The organism is Sagittula salina (assembly GCF_017813235.1).
GTDB classification, from domain to species: domain Bacteria; phylum Pseudomonadota; class Alphaproteobacteria; order Rhodobacterales; family Rhodobacteraceae; genus Sagittula; species Sagittula salina.
The window spans coordinates 13,114-35,534 of the sequence record NZ_JAGISH010000004.1 but is presented as its reverse complement, the minus strand read 5'-3'; the positions used below and the strand labels follow the sequence as shown (position 1 = coordinate 35,534).

The following is a 22,421-nucleotide window of genomic DNA, read 5'->3' as shown; positions in this document are numbered from 1 at the left end:
GATCAGGGGGAGAGGGCGCAGGGCGTAAGTCCACACCCGACCGGGCCATGTGCGCGGCCCGCGTTCGATTGATCCTCCCCTTGGATGCCGCCAGTTGAACGGGTCGTGCCCGGGCGTGTCATCCGCGTTCTGGTATACCAAGCGTTGCACGCCACTGCGCGAAGGTTCAAGAAAATTCCGTGGCGTCCGGCGATTTGTGCGGCTGGCCCGATGCTGGCCCGAGGCTGGCCCGATGCTGGCCCAAAGGCCAGGCTGGCCCCGAGGTTGCCATAGTCGCGGTACCACATCCCGTCCGTGGGATGGTTCGGGGGGTCACAGTCCGGGCGCGGCGTGGGCTTGGGTCGTGACGTCGGCCTGTGGCCCGGCGGGCAGGTGATGACGCAGCAGAGCGGCGGACTTGCGCAGAGCGTCGAGGGGCGCGAGCACGAGGTCCTGATGGTCGACAACCATTGGCCCGTCGTAGCCCTGCAGGGCCAGTTGATAGAAAAACCGCGCCCACCAGCCCCGGTCGTGGCCGTAGCCGGGCGTCACGAAGGACCACGCGCGTTCGTCCATGTCCGCGAGGTCGCCGGTATCGATGATCGATCCGACGTCGCGGACGGGCGGGTTCAGCAGCACGTCCTTTGCATGGACATGCTGCAGGGTGTCACCCAGCGCAGCGGCGACCCGGATCGGGTCGGCCCCCATGAGAAACTGCTGCGACGTGTCGAGGTTGGCGCCGATGGTTGGGCCGACAGCCTCCCGCAATTGCAGGAGCGTCGGGACGTTGTGCACACTCTGGTTGGCGCCAAGGGTCAGCGAGACCTCGCGGACGCCATTTTCCCGCGCGAGGGCACTGATGCCAGTCCAGAAGGGCAGGAGCACGTCCTCCCACTGGTAACGCAGGATGCGCTGACGTTCGACCGTCCAGGAGTTGGTGATCCAGTTGGGTGTCGTGTCGGAGGGATTACCGGCGGGCAGGCCGGAGGCGGTTATCACGGTTTCCACGCCAAGCAGACCGGCCAGGCGAATCGCATCAACGAGGTCGTCGCCCTGATGGCGTTCCTGCGGGTGCAGGGGGTTGCCCATGGCATTCAGCGCGACCAGTGTCAGGCCACGCGTTGCAAGGCTGCGCAACAGGTCCGCGCGGGACCGGGGGTCGTCCAGCAGGTTCTGCCGGTCCACATGCGGCACTGGCCCCGTCCCGCCGACCACCAGTTCCACCGCGTGAAGCCCGAGGCGCGCGGCATTATCAAGCATGTCGCCGAGGGAAAGATGCGCGAGGCTGTTCGAAATCAGGCCGGGTTTCATGGAGCATTCCTGGAGTGGCCTCCGAGGCTTACGCGATGCAGGTAAACGGAGCGTTTCCTTTCGCGGTTTTCCGCGGACATACCCGGATGTGGCGGATCCGGGGGCGGACCGCCCCGAGAAAGAAACGCGCTGCCTCAACTTGTATGGAAGTTGCATCAATGAGGGAGGAGCTATACGCTTCACCCTGGTGAGGGATGGGCGCTGCTCCGGCCTTTGCCTAAAGGCTGCCGGCACCGTCCGCAAAGAGTACGGGCCCAGCGCAACGGGAGGAAGATACATGATTCGCACGCGTGCAAACGCAAGGGCCGCGCTGCTGGCCACGGTGGCCATGGGTACGATGGTGATCGGGGGGACGGCCTGCGCTGTCGATCTCGGCATGATGCTGTCCGACGTGGATGGCAAGGCCGCCATCATTCAGGAGTTCGCCGAGCGCTACGAGGAAAAGCACCCGGATGTGACCATCACGTTGAACGCGGTGGGTTATGACGTGCTGCGCGACCAGTTGCCACTGCAGCTGGAGGCGGGCACCGGGCCAGACCTCGCCTTTGTCACCAACCTCGGAGGGATGCATCCCTATTACGTCGACCTGACGCCGCAGGTGGATGCCGACGCCTGGGAGGCCGCCTATGGCGCGGTGCTGCCGTGGTATCGGGCGGGGACCGACGGGGGGATCTACGGGTTCCATACGGAAATGACCGTTACCGGCCCATACGTCAACCTGACCATGTTCGAGGAGGCGGGTGTCGATCTGCCCGGACCGGGCGCCACATGGGAAGACTGGGCAGAGGCCACGCGCGCGGTGATGGAAGCGACCGGATCCTATGCCGGCATGGTGATGGACCGCTCCGGCCACCGCTTTGCCGGGCCTGCCATGTCCTACGGTGCGAAATACTTTGACGGTGAAGGGCATTTGGTGGTCGATGACGGCTACCGGGCCTTTGCGCAGTTGATGCTGGACTGGCACGACTCCGGGCTGATGCCGCCGGACATCTGGCCCGCAGTTTCCGGGTCGAAATACGCGAATGGCAACGAGCTGTTCTTCAATTCGGAGACGCCGTTCTACATGTCCGGATCGTGGAATACCTCGAACGTGCAGGCCAATGTCGGCGACAAGTTCGACTGGTCGGTTGTGCCGGTGCCCTGTGGCCCGGCGGGCTGCGGCGTGATGCCGGGCGGCACCGGGCTGGTGGCGCTGAAGTCGGGCGACGCGGAAGCCGAGGCCGCGGCCGCGGGCTTTGTCGCGTGGATGGCCGAGGAGGAGCAGGCCCGCGAGTGGTACAGCCGCACCTTTGCCATCCCGGCCAACGCCGCGCTGCAGAAGGACGGGCTGGATTACGAGACGGCAGGCGCCGCGCCGCAGGTCTCGGAGGCGCTGAAGGCTTTCACCGCCATGGCAGCCGACGCCGCCGAGCAGACGCCACAGGCCTATGACTTGCAGGGGTTGCAGTTCGGTTTCGTCATGTACAACGCCACCGTGCAGTATCTTTCGGCCGCGATGAACGACGAATTGACGCTGGACGAGGCGCTGGACAAGATCAGCGAAGAACTGGAGACCAACGCCCGCTGACGGCACACACGGGCACAGTCCGGGGAACGCCCGGCCTGTGCCCCGCGCCAGCGGAGAAGGAACGCGCATGACACCCGCCGGGATACTCATGACCGCGCTCGGGCTCCTGTGGGGGCTGGGGGGCACGGTCTGGCTGCTGCGCCATCGCAGCTACACGGCGGCACAGGTGCCGCGATTTCTCATGGACCTGCTGGGTTTCCCGGTGGAACTGGCGCAGAGCGTCTTTGGCCGCGGTGGCGTGCCCTACGCGCTTTTGCTGCCCAATATGCTGATCTTCGGCCTGTTCACCTTTGCGCCGATGATCCTGAACGTCTACGTCTCGATGACCGGTGGGCCATCTATCGCGCTTTTCGACCGGCCCTATGTGGGCTGGGACAAGTACGCCGGGCTGTTCGATTGCGAAAACCTGCTGGTGCCAAAGACCTGCAGCAATGCCGGGTACAATTTCTGGACCGGCATGTACAATACGCTGTGGTTCGTGGCGATCCAGGTCCCGGTGATGGTGGGCGCGGCGCTGCTGACGGCGCTGGTGGTGAACCGCAACATCAGGGGGCGGGGCTTCTGGCGGGCGATGTTCTTCTATCCGGTGATGCTGTCTCCGGTGGTGATCGCCAATATCTGGAACTGGGTGCTGCACCGAAAGGGCGCACTGAACGCGGCCCTGGGCGACACGACGGAGGCGATGACGGCGCTTGCGGGACTGGCCGGGTTCGACATCGCCGCGACAGTGATCCTTGCCGTGGTATTGATGGTGGTCACCCTGCGCAGCCTTGGACCTGACGCGCCGCCGCTGGCATGGAGCTTTGTCTTTGCCGCGCTGCTGGCGGCGCTTGTCACCTGGGCCAATCCGCTGAGCCTGATCGGCCGCGACGGCAGCGGCTGGCTGGGGGTGGGGCTGGGGCTTCTCCTCCTCTGGATCGTGGCGCAGGGGCACGCGGCGCGGCCCGCGCTCTATGCAGCCGCCGCCGTTTCCGCCATCCTGCTGCTGTCGATCCAGTTCGACGCCGTGTTTGCCTTTGACCGCTACCGCCCGGTGAACTGGCTGGTGACGCCGAAAACCGGCTGGGCGTTCTTCTGGCTGGTCTTCGTCTTCTGCTGGTCGCACATGGGCTTTTACATGCTGATCTTGCTGGCGGGCCTGCAAGCGATCCCCGCAGACCTCTATGAGGCGGCAAAAATGGACGCCACCAGTCCTTTCCGGGCCTTCCGACGTATCACGCTGCCGCTGGTCATGCCGACGCTGACCGTGGTCGTTGTCCTCAGCCTGATCCGCAGCTTTCAGATATTCGACGAGGTTTACCTGCTGACCGGCGGTGGCCCGGGGCGGGAAACCTTTATGGTGGTGCAGAACATCTACGAGGTCGCCTTTGCCAGCGACAAGCCCGATTACGGGCAGGCGGCGGCGGGGTCGATCCTGATGGCGGTGGTCATCGCCGTCTTCACCTTCCTGCAACTCTGGCTGACACGGAGGCAATCGGACCTGTGACCCCTTGTGCCGCGCCCCTGCTTCAACTTGGCGGAGATACCCCTGCCGGAGCCGTTCACCCATGCCGCCCCCGCCACGCCGGGGGGCGGGAATGAGTCTCGCCACTTACCTCTCCCGCACCCGCGGCAACCGCGAAACGGCAGAGCGCATCGGCCTGCAGGACGTGCTGGCCTACGGCTACCTCGTTCTGGGCGTGCTGGTCATCCTCGTACCTGTGCTCTGGACGCTCTTCTCCTCCATCAAGTCCGAACGTGCGGTGGACAGCTTTGACACCCGCGTGCTGCCCATCGCGCAGGTGGAAACGATGGTCGATGGCCGGTCAAAACCCGTGTGGTCCTGGACCGCCGAAGATGGCACGCAGCGCCTTGTGACCAAGGCGGGCCCCACGCGCAAGATCACCGACGTGGCCACGCTGGAAGCTCCCGATCAAGTCTTTCAGGTGCCCAAAGAGGCTTTGGCCCCGCACGAGGAACTGCGCATAGCGACAGAGAACTATCTGGACCCGATCCTGAAACGGAACGGGCAGGAGACCTTCAACTTCCTGACCTACCTCGGCAATTCCGTCTTTGTCACGGTGGCGGCCACACTGATCACGCTGCTGATCAACGCCATGGCGGCCTTTGCCCTGTCGAAATACCGTTTCCGGGGACGGCTGACCTTTACCCTGCTGATCGTCGCAACGCTGCTGATCCCAGCCTCCATCATCCTCGTGTCGCTGTTCTTCGTGGTCTGGTCCTTTGGCATCTTCGGGTCGCTCTGGGGCGTCATCATTCCCGCCGCCGCAACGCCCACCGGCGTCTTTCTGCTCCGGCAATACATGCTGACAATCCCCGATGAACTGCTGGAGGCCGCGCGCATGGATGCCGCCAGCGAATGGCGCATCTTCTGGCGCATCATCATCCCGCTCTCGCTGCCCGCGCTGTCGGTGCTGGCGATCCTGTCGGTGATCTGGCGCTGGAACGATTTCCTCTGGCCGTTGATCGTGCTGATCTCCGACCCGGGCAAGCACACACTGCAACTGGGGCTTACCCAGTTCGCCGGAGAGTTCAATTCCGACTTCCACTACATCCTCGCCATGACGGTGGTTACACTGATCCCGATCACGCTGGTTTTCGTCTGGTTGCAACGCTTCATCACCACCGGAATCGCCACGACAGGTTTGAAATGACCGTCCTGAAATGACTGATTTGACATGACCCATGCGCTCGACCTTCGACAGATCCGCAAATCCTTTGGCCCGGTCGATGTGATCCACGGGATCGATCTCGCCATCGGAGAGGGCGAATTCGTCGTCTTCGTCGGACCATCGGGCTGCGGCAAATCCACGCTTTTGCGACTGATCGCGGGGCTCGACGATCCAACCTCCGGCGACATCCTGCTGCAGGGCAGGCGGGTGAACGGTGTACCCGCATCCGAGCGCGGCCTCAGCATGGTGTTCCAGAGCTACGCCCTGTATCCGCATATGTCGGTGCGGCAGAACCTGTCCTTCGGGCTGGAAAACCTGCGCATGCCCAAGGCGGAGATCGCGCAGCGGATCGAGGCGGCGGCGAAGATGCTGCAGATAGACCACCTTCTGGCGCGCCGTCCCGGCCAGTTGTCGGGCGGCCAGCGCCAGCGCGTGGCAATCGGGCGCGCCATCGTGCGAGAACCGGTGATCTTCCTGTTCGATGAACCCCTGTCCAACCTCGATGCCGAATTGCGGTTGCAGATGCGGGTGGAGATTTCCGACCTCCACGCCAAGCTCGGCAACACGATGATCTATGTCACCCACGACCAGATCGAAGCCATGACCATGGCCGACCGTATAGTGGTTCTGAGGGGTGGCCGGATCGAGCAGATCGGCGCGCCGCTCGACCTCTACAACCATCCCGCCAACAAGTTCGTCGCGGGCTTTATCGGTGCGCCTCAGATGAACTTCCTGCGCGGCCAGCTGGCCGACGGCGTGCTGCGCACCGACTGCGGGCTGGTGCGCGATGTGCCTTTCGCGGGCGCGGGAAAAGTCACGCTGGGCATAAGGCCAGAGGCGGTGGGCGTCTCCCTCCATGGTCATGGCGACGTCGGGCATGGCGACGAGGTGATCCGGGTGGAGAACTACGAACAACTGGGCGCCGTGACCTACATCTACGGCGCCTTTGCCAATGGCGAGAAACTGACCGTGCAGCACGCCCACCAGATCCCCCTGAGGCGCGGGCAGGAGGTGGGTGTGCGCTTCCCCACCGAGGCCTTTCACCTTTTCGGAGAGGACGATAAAGCCCTGGAGAGAACGCGATGAAATGTGCCCTGATCGGCCTCGGCATGGTGTCGCAGACCTACGGCGACGCGATCCGCAACTGTAACGGCCTGACGCTGTCGCTTGTCTACGCCCGCAGCGAGGACGCGCGGGCAGGGTTCCTGCGCGACTGGCCCGACCTTGGCGCAAGCGCGGCGGCCTCGGTGGAGGAAATCGCGCAGTCGGACGTGGATTTCGTCATCCTGACGACGCCGCCCAATGCCCGCGCCGAGATCGTGGAAACGCTGGCCGCCGCGGGCAAGCCGATCCTGATGGAAAAGCCGGTGGAGCGTACGCTGGAGACGGCGGCGGGGGTGGTGGACCTCTGCGAGGTGGCCGGGGTGCCGCTGGGCATCATGCTGCAACACCGCGCGCGCCCGGTGGTGGCGGAGCTACGCCGCGTGCTCGATCGCCTCGGACCGCTCAGGACGGCGGAGGTCAGCGTGCCCTGGTGGCGCTCCCAGGGCTACTACGACGAACCGGGACGCGGCAGTTACCAGCGTGATGGCGGCGGGGTGATGATCTCTCAGGCGATCCACACCATGGACCTGATGCTGTCACTCAGCGGGCCGGTCGCCGCAGTCACCGCGATGACGGCCACCACCGGCTTCCACGACATGGAGGCAGAGGATTTCGTTTGTGCCGGCCTGCGTTTTGCCTGCGGTGCGGTGGGGCAGCTCTTTGCAACCACGGCGAGCTTTCCGGGTCGGGGCGAGACGATCACGCTCCATTGCACAGAAGGCTCCGCCCACCTGGAGGCTGGTGTGCTGCGCGTCCACTGGCAGGACGGGCGCGCCGAAGAATTCGGACAGGCGGCGACCAGCGGCGCGGGAGCGGACCCGATGGCCTTCACCTCCGACTGGCACCGCTTCGTCATCGAAGACTTCATGGAGGCGGTGCGCGGCGACCGTGCGCCGCTGGTGCCGGGTCGCGCGGCGCTGGAGGTGCACCGCCTGATCGCGGCGCTGGAGCGGTCGGGGCAATCGGGCACGACGGTGGATCTGAAGGACGTATGAGATGAGTTTGAAACTGGCGGTGCTCGGGATCGACCACGGGCATATCTTCGGGATGCTCGCGGGTATGAAGGCCGAGGGCGCGTCCTGCGCACAGTACTGGACGGACGGCCCCGCCGTCACGGAGGAGAAGTTCAACTCCGTCTTCCCCGAAGTGACCAAAGTGCCGGACCGCCGGGCGATCCTCGATGGGGATGCGGATATGGTGTTGATCTCCGCCGTGCCCGCCGACCGCGCCGCGCTGGCGATCGAGGCGATGGAGGCGGGCAAGGACGTCATGGTGGACAAGCCCGGCTGCACCACGCTGGAGCAGCTGGCCGCCGTCCGGGAATGCGTCACGCGTACCGGACGCATCTGGTCTGTGAACTTCTCCGAACGGTTCGAGGTCCGCTCGGCGGTGAAGGCGTCGCAGCTGGTTGCCGATGGCGCGGTGGGGCGCGTGGTGCAGGTGGTGACGCTGGCGCCGCACAAACAGAACCTGAAGACCCGGCCCGACTGGTATTTCAGGCGCGAGCGCTACGGCGGCATCCTCACGGATATCGGATCGCATCAGGTGGATCAGTTCCTGCATTTCACCGGCTCGACAGAGGTCACGGTGGCGCATGCTCTGGTGGAAAACACGACGATGCCCGAGAATCCGGGTTTTCAGGATTTCGGGGAGATGACGCTGGTGGGCGACTGTGGGCATGGCTACCTGCGGCTTGACTGGTTCACGCCGGACGGGTTGCCCACATGGGGCGACGGGCGGCTGTTCATCCTCGGCACGGAGGGCAGCATCGAGTGCCGCAAGTACACCGATGTCGGCCTGCCGCACCGGACGGACAATCTGTACCTGACCAATGGGTTGCGGAACGATTACATCGACTGCCGCAACGTCGAACTGCCGTATTTCCGTTTGCTGACAGAGGACATTCAGGCCCGGACCTACACGGCCGCGCCGCAAGAGCACACATTCCGCACCATGGACGTCGCCATCCGCGCCCAGATGAAGGCGGAAGGGAAATGACGACGGTCGCCATAATCGGGGCTGGCATCGGGCGCGAACACCTCGCCGCCTACCAGCAGTTGCCGGAGTTGTTCGAAGTCGTCACCCTTTGCGACCTCGACGTCGCGCGGGCGAAGGCTGTGGCCGGGCCATGCGGCGTGGCGGTCTGTTCGAGTCTCGACGCGGTACTGGCCTCCGATGTCGACCTGATCGACATCTGCCTGCCGCCGCACCTGCATCTGGCCGCCTGTGAAAAGGCGCTGGCGGCGGGCAAGGACGTGATCTGCGAGAAGCCCCTGGTGGCCTCCTTGGCAGAAGCGGACCGGCTGATCGCGGCGGCAGAGGCATCGGGCCGGCGGGTCTTCCCTGTGTTTCAGTACCGCTACGGGCCCGGCACGGCGCAGCTGCGGGCGGTTCTGGAGTCCGGCCTTGTTGGCAAGCTTTACGCCGGTACGATCGAGACGCACTGGAACCGTGACGCGGCCTATTACGCGGTGGACTGGCGCGGTACATGGGCGGGGGAGCGCGGCGGCGCGATCCTTGGCCATGCCATTCACATCCACGACTACCTGCCTGCCTTCCTTGGCCCGGTGGCGCGGGTCTACGCTGAACTGGCCACGCGGGTGAACGATATCGATGTGGAGGATTGCGCTGCGCTCTCGCTCCGGATGCAGAGCGGAGCGGTGCTGACCTCCTCGGTGACGCTGGGTGGGGCCACGGACATGACGCGGATGCGACTGGTCTTCGAGGGCGTGACCGTGGAGACGGGTTTGTCGCCCTACGCGCCCGCCGCGCATGGCTGGACCTTCACCGCGCGGGCACCGGCGACACAGGCCCAACTGGACGCCGTCCTTGCAACGGTCGGCCCGGAGGAGGTGGGGTTTGTCGGGTTCTTTCGCGCAGTGGCAGAGGCGCTGGCGGGCGACGGCGCGCGCGCGGTGACCCTGGCCGACGGCCGGCGGTCGCTGGAATTCGTCAGCGCGGTCTACCAGTCGGCGCGGACGTCGCTGCCGGTGAGCCTGCCTCTGGGGCCGGACTTTCCGCTCTACGGCAGTTGGCTACCCCAATGACCCCTCTGCCGGGACTGGCGTGATCCGGTGCGGCCCTCAGACGGACACCTTGGCCAGCAGGTCCTCGCGCGCGGTCCGTGCTTTTGGCGCGTCGTGGATGACCCGGCCGCGTTCGAGTGCCACGAAATGGTCGCCCAGTTCGTAGGCGAAGTCGAAGAACTGCTCCACGAGGATGATCGCCATGTCGCCTTTCGAGCGCAGATAGCGAATGACTTCGCCGATCTGCTTGATGATATTGGGCTGGATACCCTCCGTTGGTTCGTCGAGAAGCAGGAGTTTCGGTTGCGCGATCATGGCGCGCGCGATGGCAAGCTGCTGTTGCTGGCCGCCCGAAAGGTCACCGCCGCGCCGGTTCAAAAAGTCCTTGAGGATCGGGAACAGGTCAAAGACCTCGTCGGGGATGGTCCAGTCCGCTTTCGGTATGCAGGCATAGCCGGTCTGAAGGTTCTCTCGCACGGTCATCAACGGAAAGATGTCGCGACCCTGCGGGACATATCCGACACCCGCCCGAGCCCGCGCATGTGCGGGCGTGTTGGCAGACACGTCGGCGCCGTCCAGCTGCATGGTCCCGCCGGAACGCGGATGCGTTCCTGAAATCGCCTTCAGCAGGGAGGTCTTGCCCACGCCGTTGGTTCCCATCAGGCAGGTCACGGCCCCGGGTTTCGCGGTCAGTGAGATGTCGTGCAGGATCTGGCTGTGGCCGTAGTGCAGGGTCAGGTTCTGAATGGCGAGCATGGGTCTGTCCTGTCTGGCCGCGCGCCCGTGGGCGGCGTGGCCTTTGAATACTTGGAAGGCGGATAAACGGGGGGCATGGTTTCAGCGCCCGAGGTACACGTCGATCACCTGCGGGTCGGAGGTCACGTGATCGATAGAGCCCTCGGCGAGCACAGCGCCCTCGCACAGCACGGTCACGCGGCAGCCGAGGCGACGGATGAACTCCATGTCATGCTCGACGACCACGACCGCGCGGGTCTTTGCCGCGTTCACCAGCATCTCGGTGGTCTTTTCGCGCTCAGCAGGGGTCATCCCGGCGGCGGGTTCGTCCACCAGCAGCAGGCGCGGTTCCTGCGCCAGCAGCATACCGATTTCCAACCATTGCTTCTGACCGTGGCTGAGTTCGCCCGCGAGGCGAGGCAGGGCGTCCGACAGGCCGATCTGTTCGGCTATGGCTTCGATGCGGTCGGCGCCCTCCTGCGTCTTCTTGTAGAAGAGCACGTCGAAGGGACCGCGTGGGTTCCTCAGCGCCATGGCGAGGTTTTCGCGCACGGTCTGCGCCTCGAAGACGGTGGGTTTCTGGAACTTGCGGCCGATGCCTTCGCGGGCGATCTGGCTTTCGGATTTGCCAAGAAGGGAGATGTTCTTCTCCCCCCATGTGATGCGGCCTTCGTCCGGTTTCGTCTTGCCGGTGATGATGTCCATGAAGGTTGTCTTCCCGGCGCCGTTCGGCCCGATGATGGCGCGCAGCTCAGGCTCCCCGATCTGGAACGAGAGGTTGTTGATCGCCTTGAAGCCGTCGAAGGAAACGGAAACGCCAGACATTTCGAGAAGGGTGCTCATGCTTTTGCCTCCTTGGCACGGGCGCCTTTCAGCTTGTTGACCAGCCCGCCGAGGCCCTGCGGGGCGAAAAGCGTCACCGCGACAAAGGCCAGGCCCAGCAGCACCAGCCACCAGTCGGTCCACTGGATGCGATAGAAACCGAGGTCGATATCGGGCGCGCCACCGCCAGTGAACCAGCTCGACAGCAGGGTAACGAAGACGGTGCCCATGACCGCGCCGTAGAGCCGCCCGCGCCCGCCGATTGCGACCCAGACAGCGAGGTAGATCGACGCGATCGGCGCGATTTCTGCCGGGTTCACGATGCCCGCCTGCGGGTAGTAGAGCGCGCCCGCGATTCCTGCGACAATCGCTGTGAGGGTGAAGACGAAGAGCTTGTAGCTTTCGACGTGGTAGCCGAGGAAACGCACGCGGGCTTCATCGTCCCGGATCGCGCGGATCACCGATCCCATCTTGCCGGAGGTGACGAAGGCGAAGAGCACGTAACCCACAGCAAGCGCCATCGCAGAGGCCCAGAGGAACCAGACGGACAACACGCCTTGGGGAACGTCGCCCATGCCGGGGATGTTCTGGAGGCCCGACAAGCCGTTGTTGCCGCGCAGCCCGCTATCGTTCTGGAAGAGGTAGAGCGAGAGCGCCAGCGTCATGGCCTGCGTCAGGATCGACAGATAGACGCCGGTGACGCGCGACCGGAAAGCCAGCCAGCCAAAGACCAGCGCCAGCAGACCGGGCACCAGCACGACCATCAGGAGTTGCAGCGGCAGTGAGTGGGCAAAGGCCCAGAGCGACGGCAGTTCGGAGGCCCCCACCACGCCGAAGATCTGCGATGCGATGGCGTCGGAAACTTCTTGCGGGGTGGGGGGGATGACCTGGTTGGCCAGGCTGCGTTCGACAATGGTTTCGGTCCGGGCGTACATCAACCACATGCCGATGGCGTATCCGCCGATCCCGAAGAAGGCGAAATGCCCAAGGCTGAGAATGCCGCAGTAGCCCCAGACCACGTCCATAGCGACGGCGATCAGGCAAAGGCACAGCGTCTTGCCCAGAGTCTTGACGAAGGAGGTGGAGATCATCCCGACGCCGAGGCCTTCGGACAATACGGTCACGACGAGGGTGAAAAGACCGAGGAGCGCGAGAAACCACAGGATCGACGGGTTGCGAGCGAGGAAGGAGCGGTTCATGCCGGGGTCTCCGTGGCGGTTTCGGCGTCCGGGACGGCGGCGCGCAGATCCAGTGTCATGAAGGTGCTGTGCGGGTCTGGCACGTAATCGCCAAAGGGGACGGTCTCGACAAACTCATGCGCCGCGTAGAGCGCGCGGGCGGCGGCGAAATCCGGGTGGACGCCGGTTTCCAGCCACAGCGCGGTCAGGCCGCGCTGGCGGGCGGTGTCGATGATGGCGCACAGGATCGCCCTTGCCGCACCCTTGCCGCGCGCTGTGGCCAGGGTGTGCATGGATTTGATCTCTCCGTCGGCGGCGGAGAGTTGCTTCAACGCGCCAATGCCGATGAGCGCCCCGTCTTCGAAGGCACCCCAGACGGTGATCTCCGGCGCGAACAGCGCAGAGACCGGCAGGCGGTGGCAGCTTTCGACCGGCGCGGTGCCGTCACAAAATGCCACGTGGGTGTCCACCAATGCTTCGAAGGCGGGAAAGGGGGCGGGAATGATGTCGAGATGCATGGCTCAGTCTCCGGCTGCGCGGCCTTTGAGGGCGACAATACCCTTTGGCCGGAACTGGATGAACAGGATGATGAAGAGGATCATGTAGGTCTGCGCCGCCAGCGTGTTCGAGGGGTTCAGCCACTCGATGCCCTTTTGCAGGGTGCCGATCATGGTCGCGCCCGCCAGCGTGCCCCAGACGTTGCCGACACCGCCCACGACCACGGTCATGAAGCTCTGCACGATATAGTCGGCGCCCATCTCGGAGGTGACCTTGGCATATAGCCCGATGGCCACGCCCGCGATCCCCGCGATGCCGGACCCGAGGCCGAAGGTCATCATCTTGATCTTGTCCGGGTTGATCCCCATCGATGCCGCCATGCGGGGGTTTTGCGTCACGGCGCGGACTTCGAGCCCGAGACGTGTGCGTTTCAGGATGAACAGCAGCAGCGCGAGAAACAGGAGCGCCAGAACAAAGATAGCAATGCGGATGTAGCTGATGGCGATGACCTCGTTGATCTGCCACGCGCCATCCAGCCAGCCCGGCGACGTCAGCGGACGCGCCTGCGTGCCGAAGATGTTCTTGGCCAGTTGTTGCAGCGCAATGGAAATGCCGAAAGTCGCCAGAAGCGTTTCCAGCGGGCGGGTGTAGAGATGGCGGATGACCAGGCGCTCCATCGCGACGCCCGCGGCGAAGGTGACGGCAAAGGCCAGCGGAAGGGCGACGATCAGCGACACGGTGTAATTCGGGACCACCTGCTGCACGACATAACCGGTATAGGCACCCATCATGATGAACTCGCCATGCGCCATGTTGATCACGCCCATCACCCCAAAGGTGATGGCAAGCCCGATGGCGGCGAGGAAGTAGATGGAAGCCAGTGAAATGGCATCGAGCGCGAGGTCGGCGGCCTGGCTGGCGCCGACGCGGGAATTCACTGCCTCCTGTGTGGCGCGCGCGGCGTCGGTGATGTCGGCGGAGGGTTCGTTGTAGGTTTCGAAGATGGTGTAGGCGGCGAGCGTTGCCGCGATGTCGCCGGGGGTGGCGCGGGGCGGCAACTGCCCGGCGGCGGCGAGGCGGTCATAGGTGGCCTCGCGTATTTCAGCGGTATCAAGCGCGTTGATCGACACGTCGGCGATCCTGCCGTCCTGCACCTGCGTTTCCAGCGCGGTCTTCAGCGCGGCGGGGGTCAGGATCGGGGGCAGGTCGGCTTCCTCGGCGATCATGGCATAGGCGGCTTCGGGTGCGAGGTCGGTGCCGGGCTTCAGCACCCGCGCGAGGTTTGCATCCTCGGGGATGGTCTGCGCAATGCGGGCTTTCGTGGCGAGGATCTGGCTGAGCACGGCGCGGCCATCGACCGAAAGGTCGCCCGCGAGGTCGCGGACGGCTGCGACGCGGTCCTTCTCGGACTGACCGTAGCGGGCGGTCAGGTAGTTCAGCAGGCGTTCCTTGCGCAGCTTCAGGCCCGCATCGGGTTCACCGTCAATGGAGGCCGCGAGCGGGCCAGCCTGCGATGGATCGAGATTGCGCGCGATGGCGTTCAAGGCATCGCGGCGGCGGGCGATGTCGGGATCGGAAAGCTGGAAGTCCACCAATGCCTCGGCGATGGCCTTGCGCACGCCGCCGTTGGGCTTCACCTGCGACAGCGCCGCGAGGTCGAGGCCCAGCGGTTCGCGGGTGGTGACGTCGGTCACCTGCTTATTCCGGACCACGTAGAACAGGCCCGTGTCATCGAACCAGACATTCTTGGCCTGCCAGTCCTCCAGAAAGGCGGGCACACCGGGCAGGCCGGAGGTTTTCAGCGCGTCGAGCGCAGGCCCCACAGTGGAGCGGGAGGGTTTGGCAATCAGGGATTGATGCGCCTGCAGGATCGTTTGCAGGTCACCGTTCCCGTCACCGCCCCCGGCGCTGTTCTGGGCCGAGGCCGCGAAGGGCGATCCGAGAAAGAGAAGGAGAACCGCGAGAAGGGTTCGGAACATGGCTGGGCCCGTATGTGGAAAAGAGGTCGTCGCGTGCAGGGCGGTGTAAGGCGTCGGCAATCACCCGGCAGGGCGAATGCGGTGCTGATGGGCCATCGGCCCCGCCCTGCAGGGTGGCATCGCGGCGGACAGGGCTCGAACCCCGCCCGCCGGGAAGGGTCAGTAGTTCGACTTGATCTGCACGCAGCTCTTGGTCTCGGTGTTGTACATGCCGCACTGCAGGTCTTTCCAATCCGACTCGAGCACCGCGGATTCGGGCAGATAGTCGGTCCATGCATCGCCCGGAACCGGATCGGTCGAGGAGATGATGTCGAACTGCCCGTCGGCGCGGATCTCACCGATCAGGACCGGCTTGGACAGATGGTGGTTCACACCCATCACGGCGGTGCCGCCAGTCAGGTTCGGGTATTCCTGACCCCACATCGCCGAGCGCACGGCGTCCACATCGGTGGTGCCCGCCTCGGTCACGGCGTTCACCCACATGTTGAATCCGATGTAATGCGCTTCCATGGGATCGTTGGTCACGCGCTTGTCGTCACCGATGAAGGCGTGCCACTGTTCGATGAACTCTGCGTTGGCAGGGGTGTCGGCGGACATGAAGTAGTTCCACGCGGCCAGATGCCCGACCAGGTTCGAGGTGTCCAGGCCGGACAGCTCTTCTTCGCCGACCGAGAAGGCCACGACGGGAATGTCGTCAGCCGAAACGCCGGCCGCCGCCAGTTCCTTGTAGAACCCGATGTTGGCGTCGCCGTTGATCGTGCTGATCACGCCGACTTGCTTGCCGTCTTCGCCCAGCGCCACGACGTCCGACACGATGGTCGCCCAGTCGGAATGGCCAAAGGGCGTGTAGTTCACAAAGATGTCCTCGGACGCGATGCCCTTCGATTGCAGGTAGGATTCCAGAATGTTGTTCGTAGTGCGCGGATAGACATAGTCGGTGCCGAGCAGGGCGAACTTTTCGACGCCCAGTTCTTCGAGGAAGTAATCCACCGCCGGGATCGCCTGCTGGTTCGGCGCGGCGCCGGTATAGAAGACGTTTTTCGACGACTCTTCGCCTTCGTACTGCACGGGGTAGAACAGGAGGCCGTTGAGTTCCTCGATCACCGGCAGAACCGATTTGCGTGAAACCGATGTCCAGTTGCCAAAGATCACGTCGACCTCATGTACGGTCAGCAGTTCGCGGGCCTTCTCTGCAAACAGCGGCCAGTCGGAGGCCGGGTCGACCACGACGGCCTCCAGTTGGCAATCCAGCAGGCCGCCCTTTTCGTTCTGCGCGGCCACCAGCATTTCCATGGTGTCCTTCAGCGTGGTTTCGGAAATCGCCATGGTGCCCGACAGCGAGTGCAGCACGCCGACCTTGATCGGTTTCTCGCATTCGGCAGACGCGGCGCCCGCCATAAGGGCGACAGTGGCAGCGCCGGTGAGCAGTTTGGTGAATCGGGTCATTGCTGTCTCCTCGCGGAGGGGCTGTTGCCAGACAATTGACAAGCGCATAGATCCTCCTCCGCAGCTTATGTTGCATCCCGTGTGGCGGCCCCGAAGATGTCGAGGTCGGAGGGGTCGTCACACACCCGTGAGGGTCGTTCATCGGACGACGCTTCGTGACGGGCAGGCACATCACGGTCCCGAGACTGGCGTCGGGTCAAACGGATGCAGGGGCGCAATCCCGCACCTGCCGTGTTTGACCAAAGATTGGGCGTAAATTTCTCGATATGCCTATTTAAAGAGCAATTGAGCGCGATTTCGGCCGAAATTGCCGGGAATCGTTGTTCGCTCCGACGACGGACGTCTAGGAATTGGGCAGGACGACAACGGGGACAGGCGTGACTTTACACCAGAGACCAGAGATGACCGCCGCGGCCCAGCCGCGTGCCATGGGGGCGCTGATGCTCTCCTCGAAGGCGCGCGGCACGGTCTCGGCGATCGACGGGTTTCGCACGCAGGGTTGTATGAAGGCGCTGTTCCCACGCCGCCGCGACGGCGTGGAGGCCATTGTCATCAACACTTCCGGCGGGTTGACCGGCGGCGACAGGTTATCGCTGCACGGAACGGCGGGGGCCGGGTCGCGGCTGGTGCTGACCACGCAGGCCGCCGAGCGCGCCTATCGCTCCGCGTCCGGTTGGGCGCGGGTGGAAACGCGGCTGGAGGCAGCGACCGGCGCACGGTTCGACTGGCTGCCGCAGGAACTGATCCTGTTCGAAGGCGCACGTTTGCAGCGCATGCTGCGCGCGGACCTCGCGGCAGATGCGCGGATGCTGCTGGTTGAGCCGGTGATCTTCGGTCGCCACGCCATGGGCGAGGTGCTGCGGGACGTCGGTTTTCGCGACCGGATCGAGATCTGGCGCGGCGGCGCTCCGTTGTATTTCGACGCGCTGCGCATGGAGGGCGACCTTCAGGCACAGATGACGCGGGCAGCGGTGGGCGGGGGCGCGGGCGCGATGGCCTGCATCGTGTATGTCGGACCGGAGGCGGAGGGGCTGCTTCGCCCTCTGCGCGCGCTCCTGCCCGAGACCGGGGGCGCTTCTCTGGTGCGCCCGGACGTTCTGGTGGCGCGGGTGCTGGCCTGTGACGGTTATGCCCTGCGCCAGACCCTCTTGCCTGCGCTGGACCGGCTTTGCGAAGACCGGACCGGCGAGGGGCTGCCGATTTCCTGGAGACTGTAAGACATGAACCTGACCCCCCGCGAAAAGGACAAGCTTCTGGTGGCCATGGCCGCCGAGGTCGCGCGCAAGCGGCTGGCGCGCGGTGTGAAGCTGAACCACCCGGAGGCAATCGCGCTGATTACCGACACGGTGGTGGAGGGCGCGCGTGACGGGCGCTCCGTGGCGGACCTGATGATGGCGGGGGCCGAAGTGGTCACGCGCGAGCAATGCATGGAAGGCATTTCGGAGATGATCCACGAGGTGCAGGTAGAAGCGACCTTTCCCGACGGGACGAAGCTTGTGACGGTGCACAACCCCATCCGGTGACGCCCATTGCGGGCGTCGCAGAGAGTATTTGGACCAAGAAGAAGCAGGAAGGTTTCCCGATGAAGACGGTTACTCTGGCCCTTGGCGGGCTGACACTCGCGGGGCAGGCCGTGGCACACGAGGCGGGCGCGCATATGCAGCCCCATGGTGCCGAGGGCTGGATGGCGTTTGCCGGAGTGCTGGTGGCGCTGGCGGGTCTGGTCGCGTGGAGACAGCGATGATCCCCGGCGAACTGATCCCGGCCGAGGGCGATCTGGAGCTGAACCCGGGCCGCGAAATCACCGTGCTGATGGTCGCCAACACCGGAGACCGACCGGTGCAGGTGGGTAGCCACTACCATTTTGCAGAGACAAACCCGGCGCTGGATTTCGACCGGGGGGCGGCGCGGGGTCTGCGGCTTGATATCGCCGCCGGGACGGCCGTCCGCTTCGAACCGGGGCAACGGCGTGAGGTATCGCTGATCCCGCTGTCCGGATCGCGAAAGGTCTATGGCTTCAACCAGAAGGTCATGGGTGCGCTGTGAAACCTGTGAACCACTGGGACTATCTGGCCGGACTGGTGAGCCTGAACGTAACTGTTGCGATCATGGCAGCGGAAGCGGTGAGCGTGATGTCCATGCGGCTCATGGGGTTCGCCGGGGTCTGGTCGATCCCGCCGACAGAGGCATGGCAGATGGTTGACGAAAAAGGCCGCGCCATGACGCGGGCGCACGGCAACGCCGCCGAGGCCATGTTGCGCGGCAAGGCACCGACCGACATCGCCTCGGCCGCCATGGTGCCGTTTCGCAGCGCCACGCGATTCAATTCCCGCAGGCTGGCCAGCCGCGGGCTCAAGAAACACTGAAGAGGACCCCCACATGCCCGCACGCATCCGGCGCTCCGATTATGCCGCCATGTTCGGCCCCACCACCGGCGACCGGCTGCGGCTGGCCGACACGGACCTCATCATCGAGGTCGAGCGCGACCTGACCGCAGAGGCGGCGGGCGGCTACGGCGAGGAGGTGAAGTTCGGCGGCGGCAAGGTGATCCGCGACGGCATGGGGCAAGCCCAGGCCACACGTGCCGAGGGTGCCGTCGACACGGTGATCACCAACGCGCTGATTGTCGACTGGACCGGCGTTTACAAGGCCGACGTGGGGCTGCGGGATGGGCGCATCGCGGCCATCGGCAAGGCGGGCAACCCGGACACGCAGCCCGGCGTCGACATCGTCGTGGGGCCGGGGACGGAGGCTATCGCGGGCGAGGGGCGCATCTTGACGGCGGGGGGCTTCGACAGCCACATCCACTTCATCTGCCCGCAGCAGATAGAGGACGCGCTGCATTCCGGACTGACGACCATGCTGGGCGGCGGCACCGGGCCTGCACATGGCACACTGGCCACCACCTGCACGCCGGGCCCCTGGCACATCGGGCGAATGTTGCAGGCTGCGGACGCCTTCCCGATGAATCTGGCCTTTGCGGGGAAGGGGAATGCCTCCCTGCCGGCGGCTCTGGAAGAACAGATCAAGGCGGGTGCCTGTGCGCTGAAACTGCACGAAGACTGGGGCACCACCCCCGCCGCCATCGACTGCTGCCTTTCGGTGGCGGATGCCTGGGACGTGCAGGTGATGATCCACACCGACACGCTGAACGAGAGCGGCTTTGTCGAGAACACCGTGGCGGCGATGAAGGGCCGGACGATCCATGCCTTCCACACCGAGGGCGCGGGCGGCGGCCATGCCCCCGACATCATCAAGATCTGCGGCGAAAGCTTTGTCCTGCCGTCCTCGACCAACCCGACGCGGCCCTTCACGGTGAATACCATCGAAGAGCATCTCGACATGCTCATGGTCTGCCATCACCTTGATAAATCTATCCCCGAGGACGTGGCCTTTGCCGAATCCCGCATCCGGCGGGAGACCATCGCCGCAGAGGATATCCTGCATGACATGGGGGCGTTTTCGATCATCGCCTCGGACAGTCAGGCGATGGGGCGCGTAGGCGAGGTTCTGATCCGCACTTGGCAGACCGCCGACAAGATGAAGAAACAGCGCGGCAGGCTGGCCGAGGAGGTGGGTGACAACGACAACTTCCGCGTGCGACGCTACATCGCGAAATACACGATCAACCCGGCCATTGCGCATGGGCTCTCGCAAGAAATCGGGTCCATCGAGGTGGGGAAGCGCGCCGATCTGGTGCTTTGGAACCCGGCGTTCTTCGGCGTTAAGCCGGAAATGGTGCTGATTGCAGGCACCATCGCCATGGCGCAGATGGGTGACCCCAACGCCTCTATCCCGACGCCACAGCCGGTCTACTCGCGCCCGATGTTCGGCGCCTATGGCCGCAGTGTGGAGAACTCGGCCGTGGTTTTCGTCTCGGAGGCGGCGCAGGCAGAGGGAGTTCGCGCGCGGCTGGGCCTCGCGAAGCAAACCGTGGCGGTGAAGAATACCCGCGGTATCGGCAAGGCCGACCTCCGGCTGAACGACGCCCTGCCGCAGATCGAGGTCAACCCGGAAACCTACGAGGTCCGGGCGGACGGCGAATTGCTGACCTGCGAACCGGCCAACGAACTCCCCATGGCGCAGCGCTATTTCATGTTCTGACGTCGTCTGGCTAGCGGGGGACATGAAGTTACGGAATGACGGGTATGGCTATGCGGCGGGTTCTGCCCATACCGGGGCGTGATTGCTTCCAGTTGGCTGGGACGGAGGTCGAGCGGGAATACTGCTCGGAAGATCACGTTCGCGGCATGAATCGGGTTGTCTGGTGGTCAACCCGGTCGACCCACCGGCGGCGGCTAGAAGGCGGGAGGCGCCGAACATCTATGGATTTGGCAACATCGAGGTATGGGAATGAGTAATCTTGAGGTGGCACAGGTGCTGCTGCCCGGCGGGGCCGAGGCGGAAATGGATGCGGTGGTGCTCGATTACGAGGGGCGGTTCCTGCGGCGCAAGCGGCTGGAGACAAAGGCAGGGCTGGCCTTTGTCGTAGATCTGGAAAAGACCACCTCGCTAGAGGACGGTGACGCGCTGGAGCTGGGCGACGGGCGCCGTGTGGCAGTCCGGGCGGCCCCTGAAGAGGTGCTGGAAGTGCGCGGCGTCCTGCCACGGTTGGCGTGGCACATCGGCAATCGGCATACACCCTGTCAGGTCTGCGGTGACCACCTCGTGATCCGTCGCGATCCGGTTATTCGCCACATGTTGGAGCACCTGGGCGCTGCGATCACAGAATCGGAGCGTCCCTTCACACCGGAGGGCGGGGCCTATGGTCACGGGCGTACGCACAGCCACGAACACGGTGCGACGGCGCATGCCCATTGATCTCCGTCTGCTGATCCTCACACAATGGCTGTCGCCCGCCTATCCCCTGGGGGCCTTTGCCTTTTCCCATGGACTGGAAGCCGCCTGCGCCGACGGGCAAGTGCACGATTCCCGAGGGTTGGAGGCATGGCTCCGGTCGGTTCTGGAAACAGGTTCGGGCTGGGGCGACGCGGTCTGGATCGCAGTCGCGGCGCGGGGTGAGCGGCCGCTGACGGAGGTCGAGGCCTTGGCAGAGGCCTTTGCCGCGTCTTCCGAGCGGTTGCGTGAGACACGGCAACAGGGGGCAGCCTTTGCCCGGATCACATCGGATATATGGACAGTGGAGCTGCAGGCATGCGTGCTGCCGGTGGCGTTGGGGGAGGCCGCGAGGGTTTTGTCCCTGGACGTCGAGGCGGTAATCGCGCTTTACCTTCAGGGGCTGGTCACCAATCTTGTGGCGGCCGGACAACGGTTGATGCCGTTGGGCCAAACTGCTGCACAAGCCATCGTGGCGGGGCTCTCGCCACTATGTGCAGAGATCGCGGCGCGAGCCGTATTGTGTGACGAAACGGACGTCTACTCAAACGCTTATGCGTCGGATATCGCCGCAATGCGGCATGAGATAATGGAATCAAGGGTGTTTCAATCGTGACGAAAATGAACGGACCGCTCAGGATCGGAATCGGCGGGCCGGTTGGCGCCGGGAAAACGACATTGACCGCGCGTCTCGCAGAGCGCCTGAAGGACCGGTATTCTATCGGGATCATTACCAACGACATTTACACGCAGGAGGATGCCGAGGCGTTGATGCGCATGCAAATTCTCCCGATGGACCGGATTATTGGAGTCGAAACTGGCGGCTGCCCCCATACCGCGATTCGGGAAGATGCCTCCATCAACCTCGCAGCAGTGGCGGAGATGGTGGAGCGACACCCGGAGGTGGAGGTCGTACTGATCGAATCGGGCGGGGATAACCTGTCGGCGACATTCTCTCCGGAACTGGCTGATCTGACGATTTATGTCATTGATGTTGCCGCCGGAGAGGAGATCCCCCGCAAGGGCGGGCCAGCGATCAGGCGGTCGGACCTGCTGGTCATCAACAAGACCGATCTCGCCCCTCACGTCGGGGCCTCTCTCGAGGTGATGGAGCGCGACGCGTCACGGGTGCGTGGGGGGCGTCCCTTCCTCTTCGCCAAACTGCGAGAGGGCGTGGGGGCGGACGACATTGTCTCGGTGATTCAGGATCTTGCCGGTCTCTAGAGCGCGGCCCAATCCGTAAACTTCCATGTTTTGGTCGATTTTTC

Annotated in this window: 23 protein-coding genes; 16 read left to right on the top strand and 7 right to left on the bottom strand. The window is 64.6% G+C overall.

The annotated features are described in order from the left end of the window. Nucleotides 1-312: 312 nt before the first annotated feature. The gene (locus J5474_RS08430) at nt 313-1,290 is read right to left on the bottom strand and encodes a sugar phosphate isomerase/epimerase family protein (RefSeq protein WP_209360408.1); all 978 of its coding nucleotides are present in this window, start codon (nt 1,288-1,290) and stop codon (nt 313-315) included. Nucleotides 1,291-1,567: 277 nt separating this feature from the next. Between J5474_RS08430 and J5474_RS08425 the strand changes: the two genes are divergently transcribed. The 7 genes from J5474_RS08425 (at nt 1,568) to J5474_RS08395 (ending at nt 9,680) form a co-directional block, all read left to right on the top strand. Next, a complete protein-coding gene (locus J5474_RS08425) occupies nt 1,568-2,857 on the top strand; it encodes an ABC transporter substrate-binding protein (protein ID WP_209360407.1) in 1,290 nt (429 codons plus the stop codon). Between the two features lie 67 nt (nt 2,858-2,924). Then, entirely contained in the window at nt 2,925-4,343 is a 1,419-nt protein-coding gene (locus J5474_RS08420; protein ID WP_245216353.1) for a carbohydrate ABC transporter permease, read from the top strand. Nucleotides 4,344-4,434: 91 nt separating this feature from the next. Further along, nucleotides 4,435-5,511 (top strand): carbohydrate ABC transporter permease, encoded by a 1,077-nt coding sequence (locus J5474_RS08415; protein WP_209360405.1) that lies wholly within the window; start codon nt 4,435-4,437, stop codon nt 5,509-5,511. A gap of 24 nt (nt 5,512-5,535) precedes the next feature. Further along, the gene (locus J5474_RS08410) at nt 5,536-6,615 is read left to right on the top strand and encodes an ABC transporter ATP-binding protein (protein WP_209360404.1); all 1,080 of its coding nucleotides are present in this window, start codon (nt 5,536-5,538) and stop codon (nt 6,613-6,615) included. Continuing rightward, nucleotides 6,612-7,628, top strand: a complete 1,017-nt coding sequence (locus J5474_RS08405) for a Gfo/Idh/MocA family protein (RefSeq protein ID WP_209360402.1) — start codon at nt 6,612-6,614, stop codon at nt 7,626-7,628. Before J5474_RS08410 ends, J5474_RS08405 begins: the two co-directional genes overlap by 4 nt. Before the next feature lies 1 nt (nt 7,629). Further along, entirely contained in the window at nt 7,630-8,631 is a 1,002-nt protein-coding gene (locus J5474_RS08400; protein ID WP_209360401.1) for a Gfo/Idh/MocA family protein, read from the top strand. Further along, on the top strand, nt 8,628-9,680 hold the full coding sequence (locus J5474_RS08395; protein WP_209360399.1) for a Gfo/Idh/MocA family protein: 1,053 nt from the start codon (nt 8,628-8,630) through the stop codon (nt 9,678-9,680). The genes J5474_RS08400 and J5474_RS08395 overlap by 4 nt, the downstream gene beginning before the upstream one ends. A gap of 36 nt (nt 9,681-9,716) precedes the next feature. Here the strand turns inward: J5474_RS08395 and urtE are convergent, their stop codons facing one another. From urtE to urtA, 6 genes are all read right to left on the bottom strand, one after another. Continuing rightward, the gene (gene urtE / locus J5474_RS08390; RefSeq protein ID WP_209360398.1) at nt 9,717-10,415 is read right to left on the bottom strand and encodes an urea ABC transporter ATP-binding subunit UrtE; all 699 of its coding nucleotides are present in this window, start codon (nt 10,413-10,415) and stop codon (nt 9,717-9,719) included. A gap of 81 nt (nt 10,416-10,496) precedes the next feature. Beyond that, nucleotides 10,497-11,237 (bottom strand): urea ABC transporter ATP-binding protein UrtD, encoded by a 741-nt coding sequence (gene urtD / locus J5474_RS08385; RefSeq protein ID WP_209360397.1) that lies wholly within the window; start codon nt 11,235-11,237, stop codon nt 10,497-10,499. Next, nucleotides 11,234-12,415, bottom strand: coding sequence for an urea ABC transporter permease subunit UrtC (gene urtC / locus J5474_RS08380; RefSeq protein ID WP_209360395.1), 1,182 nt, complete (start codon nt 12,413-12,415; stop codon nt 11,234-11,236). The genes urtD and urtC overlap by 4 nt, the downstream gene beginning before the upstream one ends. Further along, the gene (locus J5474_RS08375) at nt 12,412-12,912 is read right to left on the bottom strand and encodes a GNAT family N-acetyltransferase (RefSeq protein WP_209360394.1); all 501 of its coding nucleotides are present in this window, start codon (nt 12,910-12,912) and stop codon (nt 12,412-12,414) included. The genes urtC and J5474_RS08375 overlap by 4 nt, the downstream gene beginning before the upstream one ends. 3 nt (nt 12,913-12,915) lie before the next feature. Further along, nucleotides 12,916-14,871, bottom strand: coding sequence for an urea ABC transporter permease subunit UrtB (urtB, locus tag J5474_RS08370; RefSeq protein WP_209360392.1), 1,956 nt, complete (start codon nt 14,869-14,871; stop codon nt 12,916-12,918). A gap of 159 nt (nt 14,872-15,030) precedes the next feature. After that, nucleotides 15,031-16,317: an urea ABC transporter substrate-binding protein gene (urtA, locus tag J5474_RS08365; protein ID WP_209360391.1), complete on the bottom strand. Its 1,287-nt coding sequence runs from the start codon at nt 16,315-16,317 to the stop codon at nt 15,031-15,033. 401 nt (nt 16,318-16,718) lie between these two features. Here urtA and J5474_RS08360 point away from each other — a divergent pair, with 401 nt between their 5' ends. The 9 genes from J5474_RS08360 to ureG all read left to right on the top strand — a co-directional run bounded on the left by J5474_RS08360 (nt 16,719) and on the right by ureG (nt 22,377). Continuing rightward, the gene (locus tag J5474_RS08360; protein ID WP_245216352.1) at nt 16,719-17,534 is read left to right on the top strand and encodes an urease accessory protein UreD; all 816 of its coding nucleotides are present in this window, start codon (nt 16,719-16,721) and stop codon (nt 17,532-17,534) included. A 3-nt stretch (nt 17,535-17,537) separates the two neighbouring features. After that, a complete protein-coding gene (locus J5474_RS08355; protein WP_209360389.1) occupies nt 17,538-17,840 on the top strand; it encodes an urease subunit gamma in 303 nt (100 codons plus the stop codon). A 59-nt stretch (nt 17,841-17,899) separates the two neighbouring features. Next, a complete protein-coding gene (locus tag J5474_RS08350; protein WP_209360387.1) occupies nt 17,900-18,061 on the top strand; it encodes a hypothetical protein in 162 nt (53 codons plus the stop codon). Beyond that, nucleotides 18,058-18,363 (top strand): urease subunit beta, encoded by a 306-nt coding sequence (locus J5474_RS08345; protein WP_209360385.1) that lies wholly within the window; start codon nt 18,058-18,060, stop codon nt 18,361-18,363. The genes J5474_RS08350 and J5474_RS08345 overlap by 4 nt, the downstream gene beginning before the upstream one ends. After that, nucleotides 18,360-18,683 carry an antifreeze protein gene (locus J5474_RS08340; protein WP_209360383.1) on the top strand — a complete coding sequence of 108 codons (324 nt, stop codon included), beginning with the start codon at nt 18,360-18,362 and terminating at the stop codon, nt 18,681-18,683. Before J5474_RS08345 ends, J5474_RS08340 begins: the two co-directional genes overlap by 4 nt. A gap of 13 nt (nt 18,684-18,696) precedes the next feature. Then, the gene (gene ureC / locus J5474_RS08335) at nt 18,697-20,421 is read left to right on the top strand and encodes an urease subunit alpha (protein ID WP_209360382.1); all 1,725 of its coding nucleotides are present in this window, start codon (nt 18,697-18,699) and stop codon (nt 20,419-20,421) included. A gap of 249 nt (nt 20,422-20,670) precedes the next feature. Beyond that, entirely contained in the window at nt 20,671-21,138 is a 468-nt protein-coding gene (locus J5474_RS08330) for an urease accessory protein UreE (RefSeq protein ID WP_209360380.1), read from the top strand. Continuing rightward, entirely contained in the window at nt 21,128-21,769 is a 642-nt protein-coding gene (locus tag J5474_RS08325; RefSeq protein ID WP_209360378.1) for an urease accessory protein UreF, read from the top strand. Before J5474_RS08330 ends, J5474_RS08325 begins: the two co-directional genes overlap by 11 nt. Before the next feature lie 5 nt (nt 21,770-21,774). Next, on the top strand, nt 21,775-22,377 hold the full coding sequence (gene ureG / locus J5474_RS08320; protein ID WP_209360717.1) for an urease accessory protein UreG: 603 nt from the start codon (nt 21,775-21,777) through the stop codon (nt 22,375-22,377). Nucleotides 22,378-22,421: the final 44 nt, after the last annotated feature.

Coding starts and splice junctions, on each gene's coding strand:
- ureC (WP_209360382.1), top strand. CDS start 18,697: ATGCCCGCACGCATCCGGCGCTCCGATTATGCCGCCATGTTCGGCCCC.
- J5474_RS08375 (WP_209360394.1), bottom strand. CDS start 12,912: ATGCATCTCGACATCATTCCCGCCCCCTTTCCCGCCTTCGAAGCATTG.
- J5474_RS08345 (WP_209360385.1), top strand. CDS start 18,058: ATGATCCCCGGCGAACTGATCCCGGCCGAGGGCGATCTGGAGCTGAAC.
- J5474_RS08430 (WP_209360408.1), bottom strand. CDS start 1,290: ATGAAACCCGGCCTGATTTCGAACAGCCTCGCGCATCTTTCCCTCGGC.
- J5474_RS08360 (WP_245216352.1), top strand. CDS start 16,719: ATGACCGCCGCGGCCCAGCCGCGTGCCATGGGGGCGCTGATGCTCTCC.
- J5474_RS08350 (WP_209360387.1), top strand. CDS start 17,900: ATGAAGACGGTTACTCTGGCCCTTGGCGGGCTGACACTCGCGGGGCAG.
- urtC (WP_209360395.1), bottom strand. CDS start 12,415: ATGAACCGCTCCTTCCTCGCTCGCAACCCGTCGATCCTGTGGTTTCTC.
- J5474_RS08400 (WP_209360401.1), top strand. CDS start 7,630: ATGAGTTTGAAACTGGCGGTGCTCGGGATCGACCACGGGCATATCTTC.
- J5474_RS08415 (WP_209360405.1), top strand. CDS start 4,435: ATGAGTCTCGCCACTTACCTCTCCCGCACCCGCGGCAACCGCGAAACG.
- J5474_RS08425 (WP_209360407.1), top strand. CDS start 1,568: ATGATTCGCACGCGTGCAAACGCAAGGGCCGCGCTGCTGGCCACGGTG.
- urtD (WP_209360397.1), bottom strand. CDS start 11,237: ATGAGCACCCTTCTCGAAATGTCTGGCGTTTCCGTTTCCTTCGACGGC.
- J5474_RS08330 (WP_209360380.1), top strand. CDS start 20,671: ATGAGTAATCTTGAGGTGGCACAGGTGCTGCTGCCCGGCGGGGCCGAG.
- ureG (WP_209360717.1), top strand. CDS start 21,775: ATGAACGGACCGCTCAGGATCGGAATCGGCGGGCCGGTTGGCGCCGGG.
- urtA (WP_209360391.1), bottom strand. CDS start 16,317: ATGACCCGATTCACCAAACTGCTCACCGGCGCTGCCACTGTCGCCCTT.
- J5474_RS08395 (WP_209360399.1), top strand. CDS start 8,628: ATGACGACGGTCGCCATAATCGGGGCTGGCATCGGGCGCGAACACCTC.
- urtB (WP_209360392.1), bottom strand. CDS start 14,871: ATGTTCCGAACCCTTCTCGCGGTTCTCCTTCTCTTTCTCGGATCGCCC.
- J5474_RS08355 (WP_209360389.1), top strand. CDS start 17,538: ATGAACCTGACCCCCCGCGAAAAGGACAAGCTTCTGGTGGCCATGGCC.
- J5474_RS08325 (WP_209360378.1), top strand. CDS start 21,128: ATGCCCATTGATCTCCGTCTGCTGATCCTCACACAATGGCTGTCGCCC.
- J5474_RS08420 (WP_245216353.1), top strand. CDS start 2,925: ATGACACCCGCCGGGATACTCATGACCGCGCTCGGGCTCCTGTGGGGG.
- J5474_RS08405 (WP_209360402.1), top strand. CDS start 6,612: ATGAAATGTGCCCTGATCGGCCTCGGCATGGTGTCGCAGACCTACGGC.
- J5474_RS08410 (WP_209360404.1), top strand. CDS start 5,536: ATGACCCATGCGCTCGACCTTCGACAGATCCGCAAATCCTTTGGCCCG.
- urtE (WP_209360398.1), bottom strand. CDS start 10,415: ATGCTCGCCATTCAGAACCTGACCCTGCACTACGGCCACAGCCAGATC.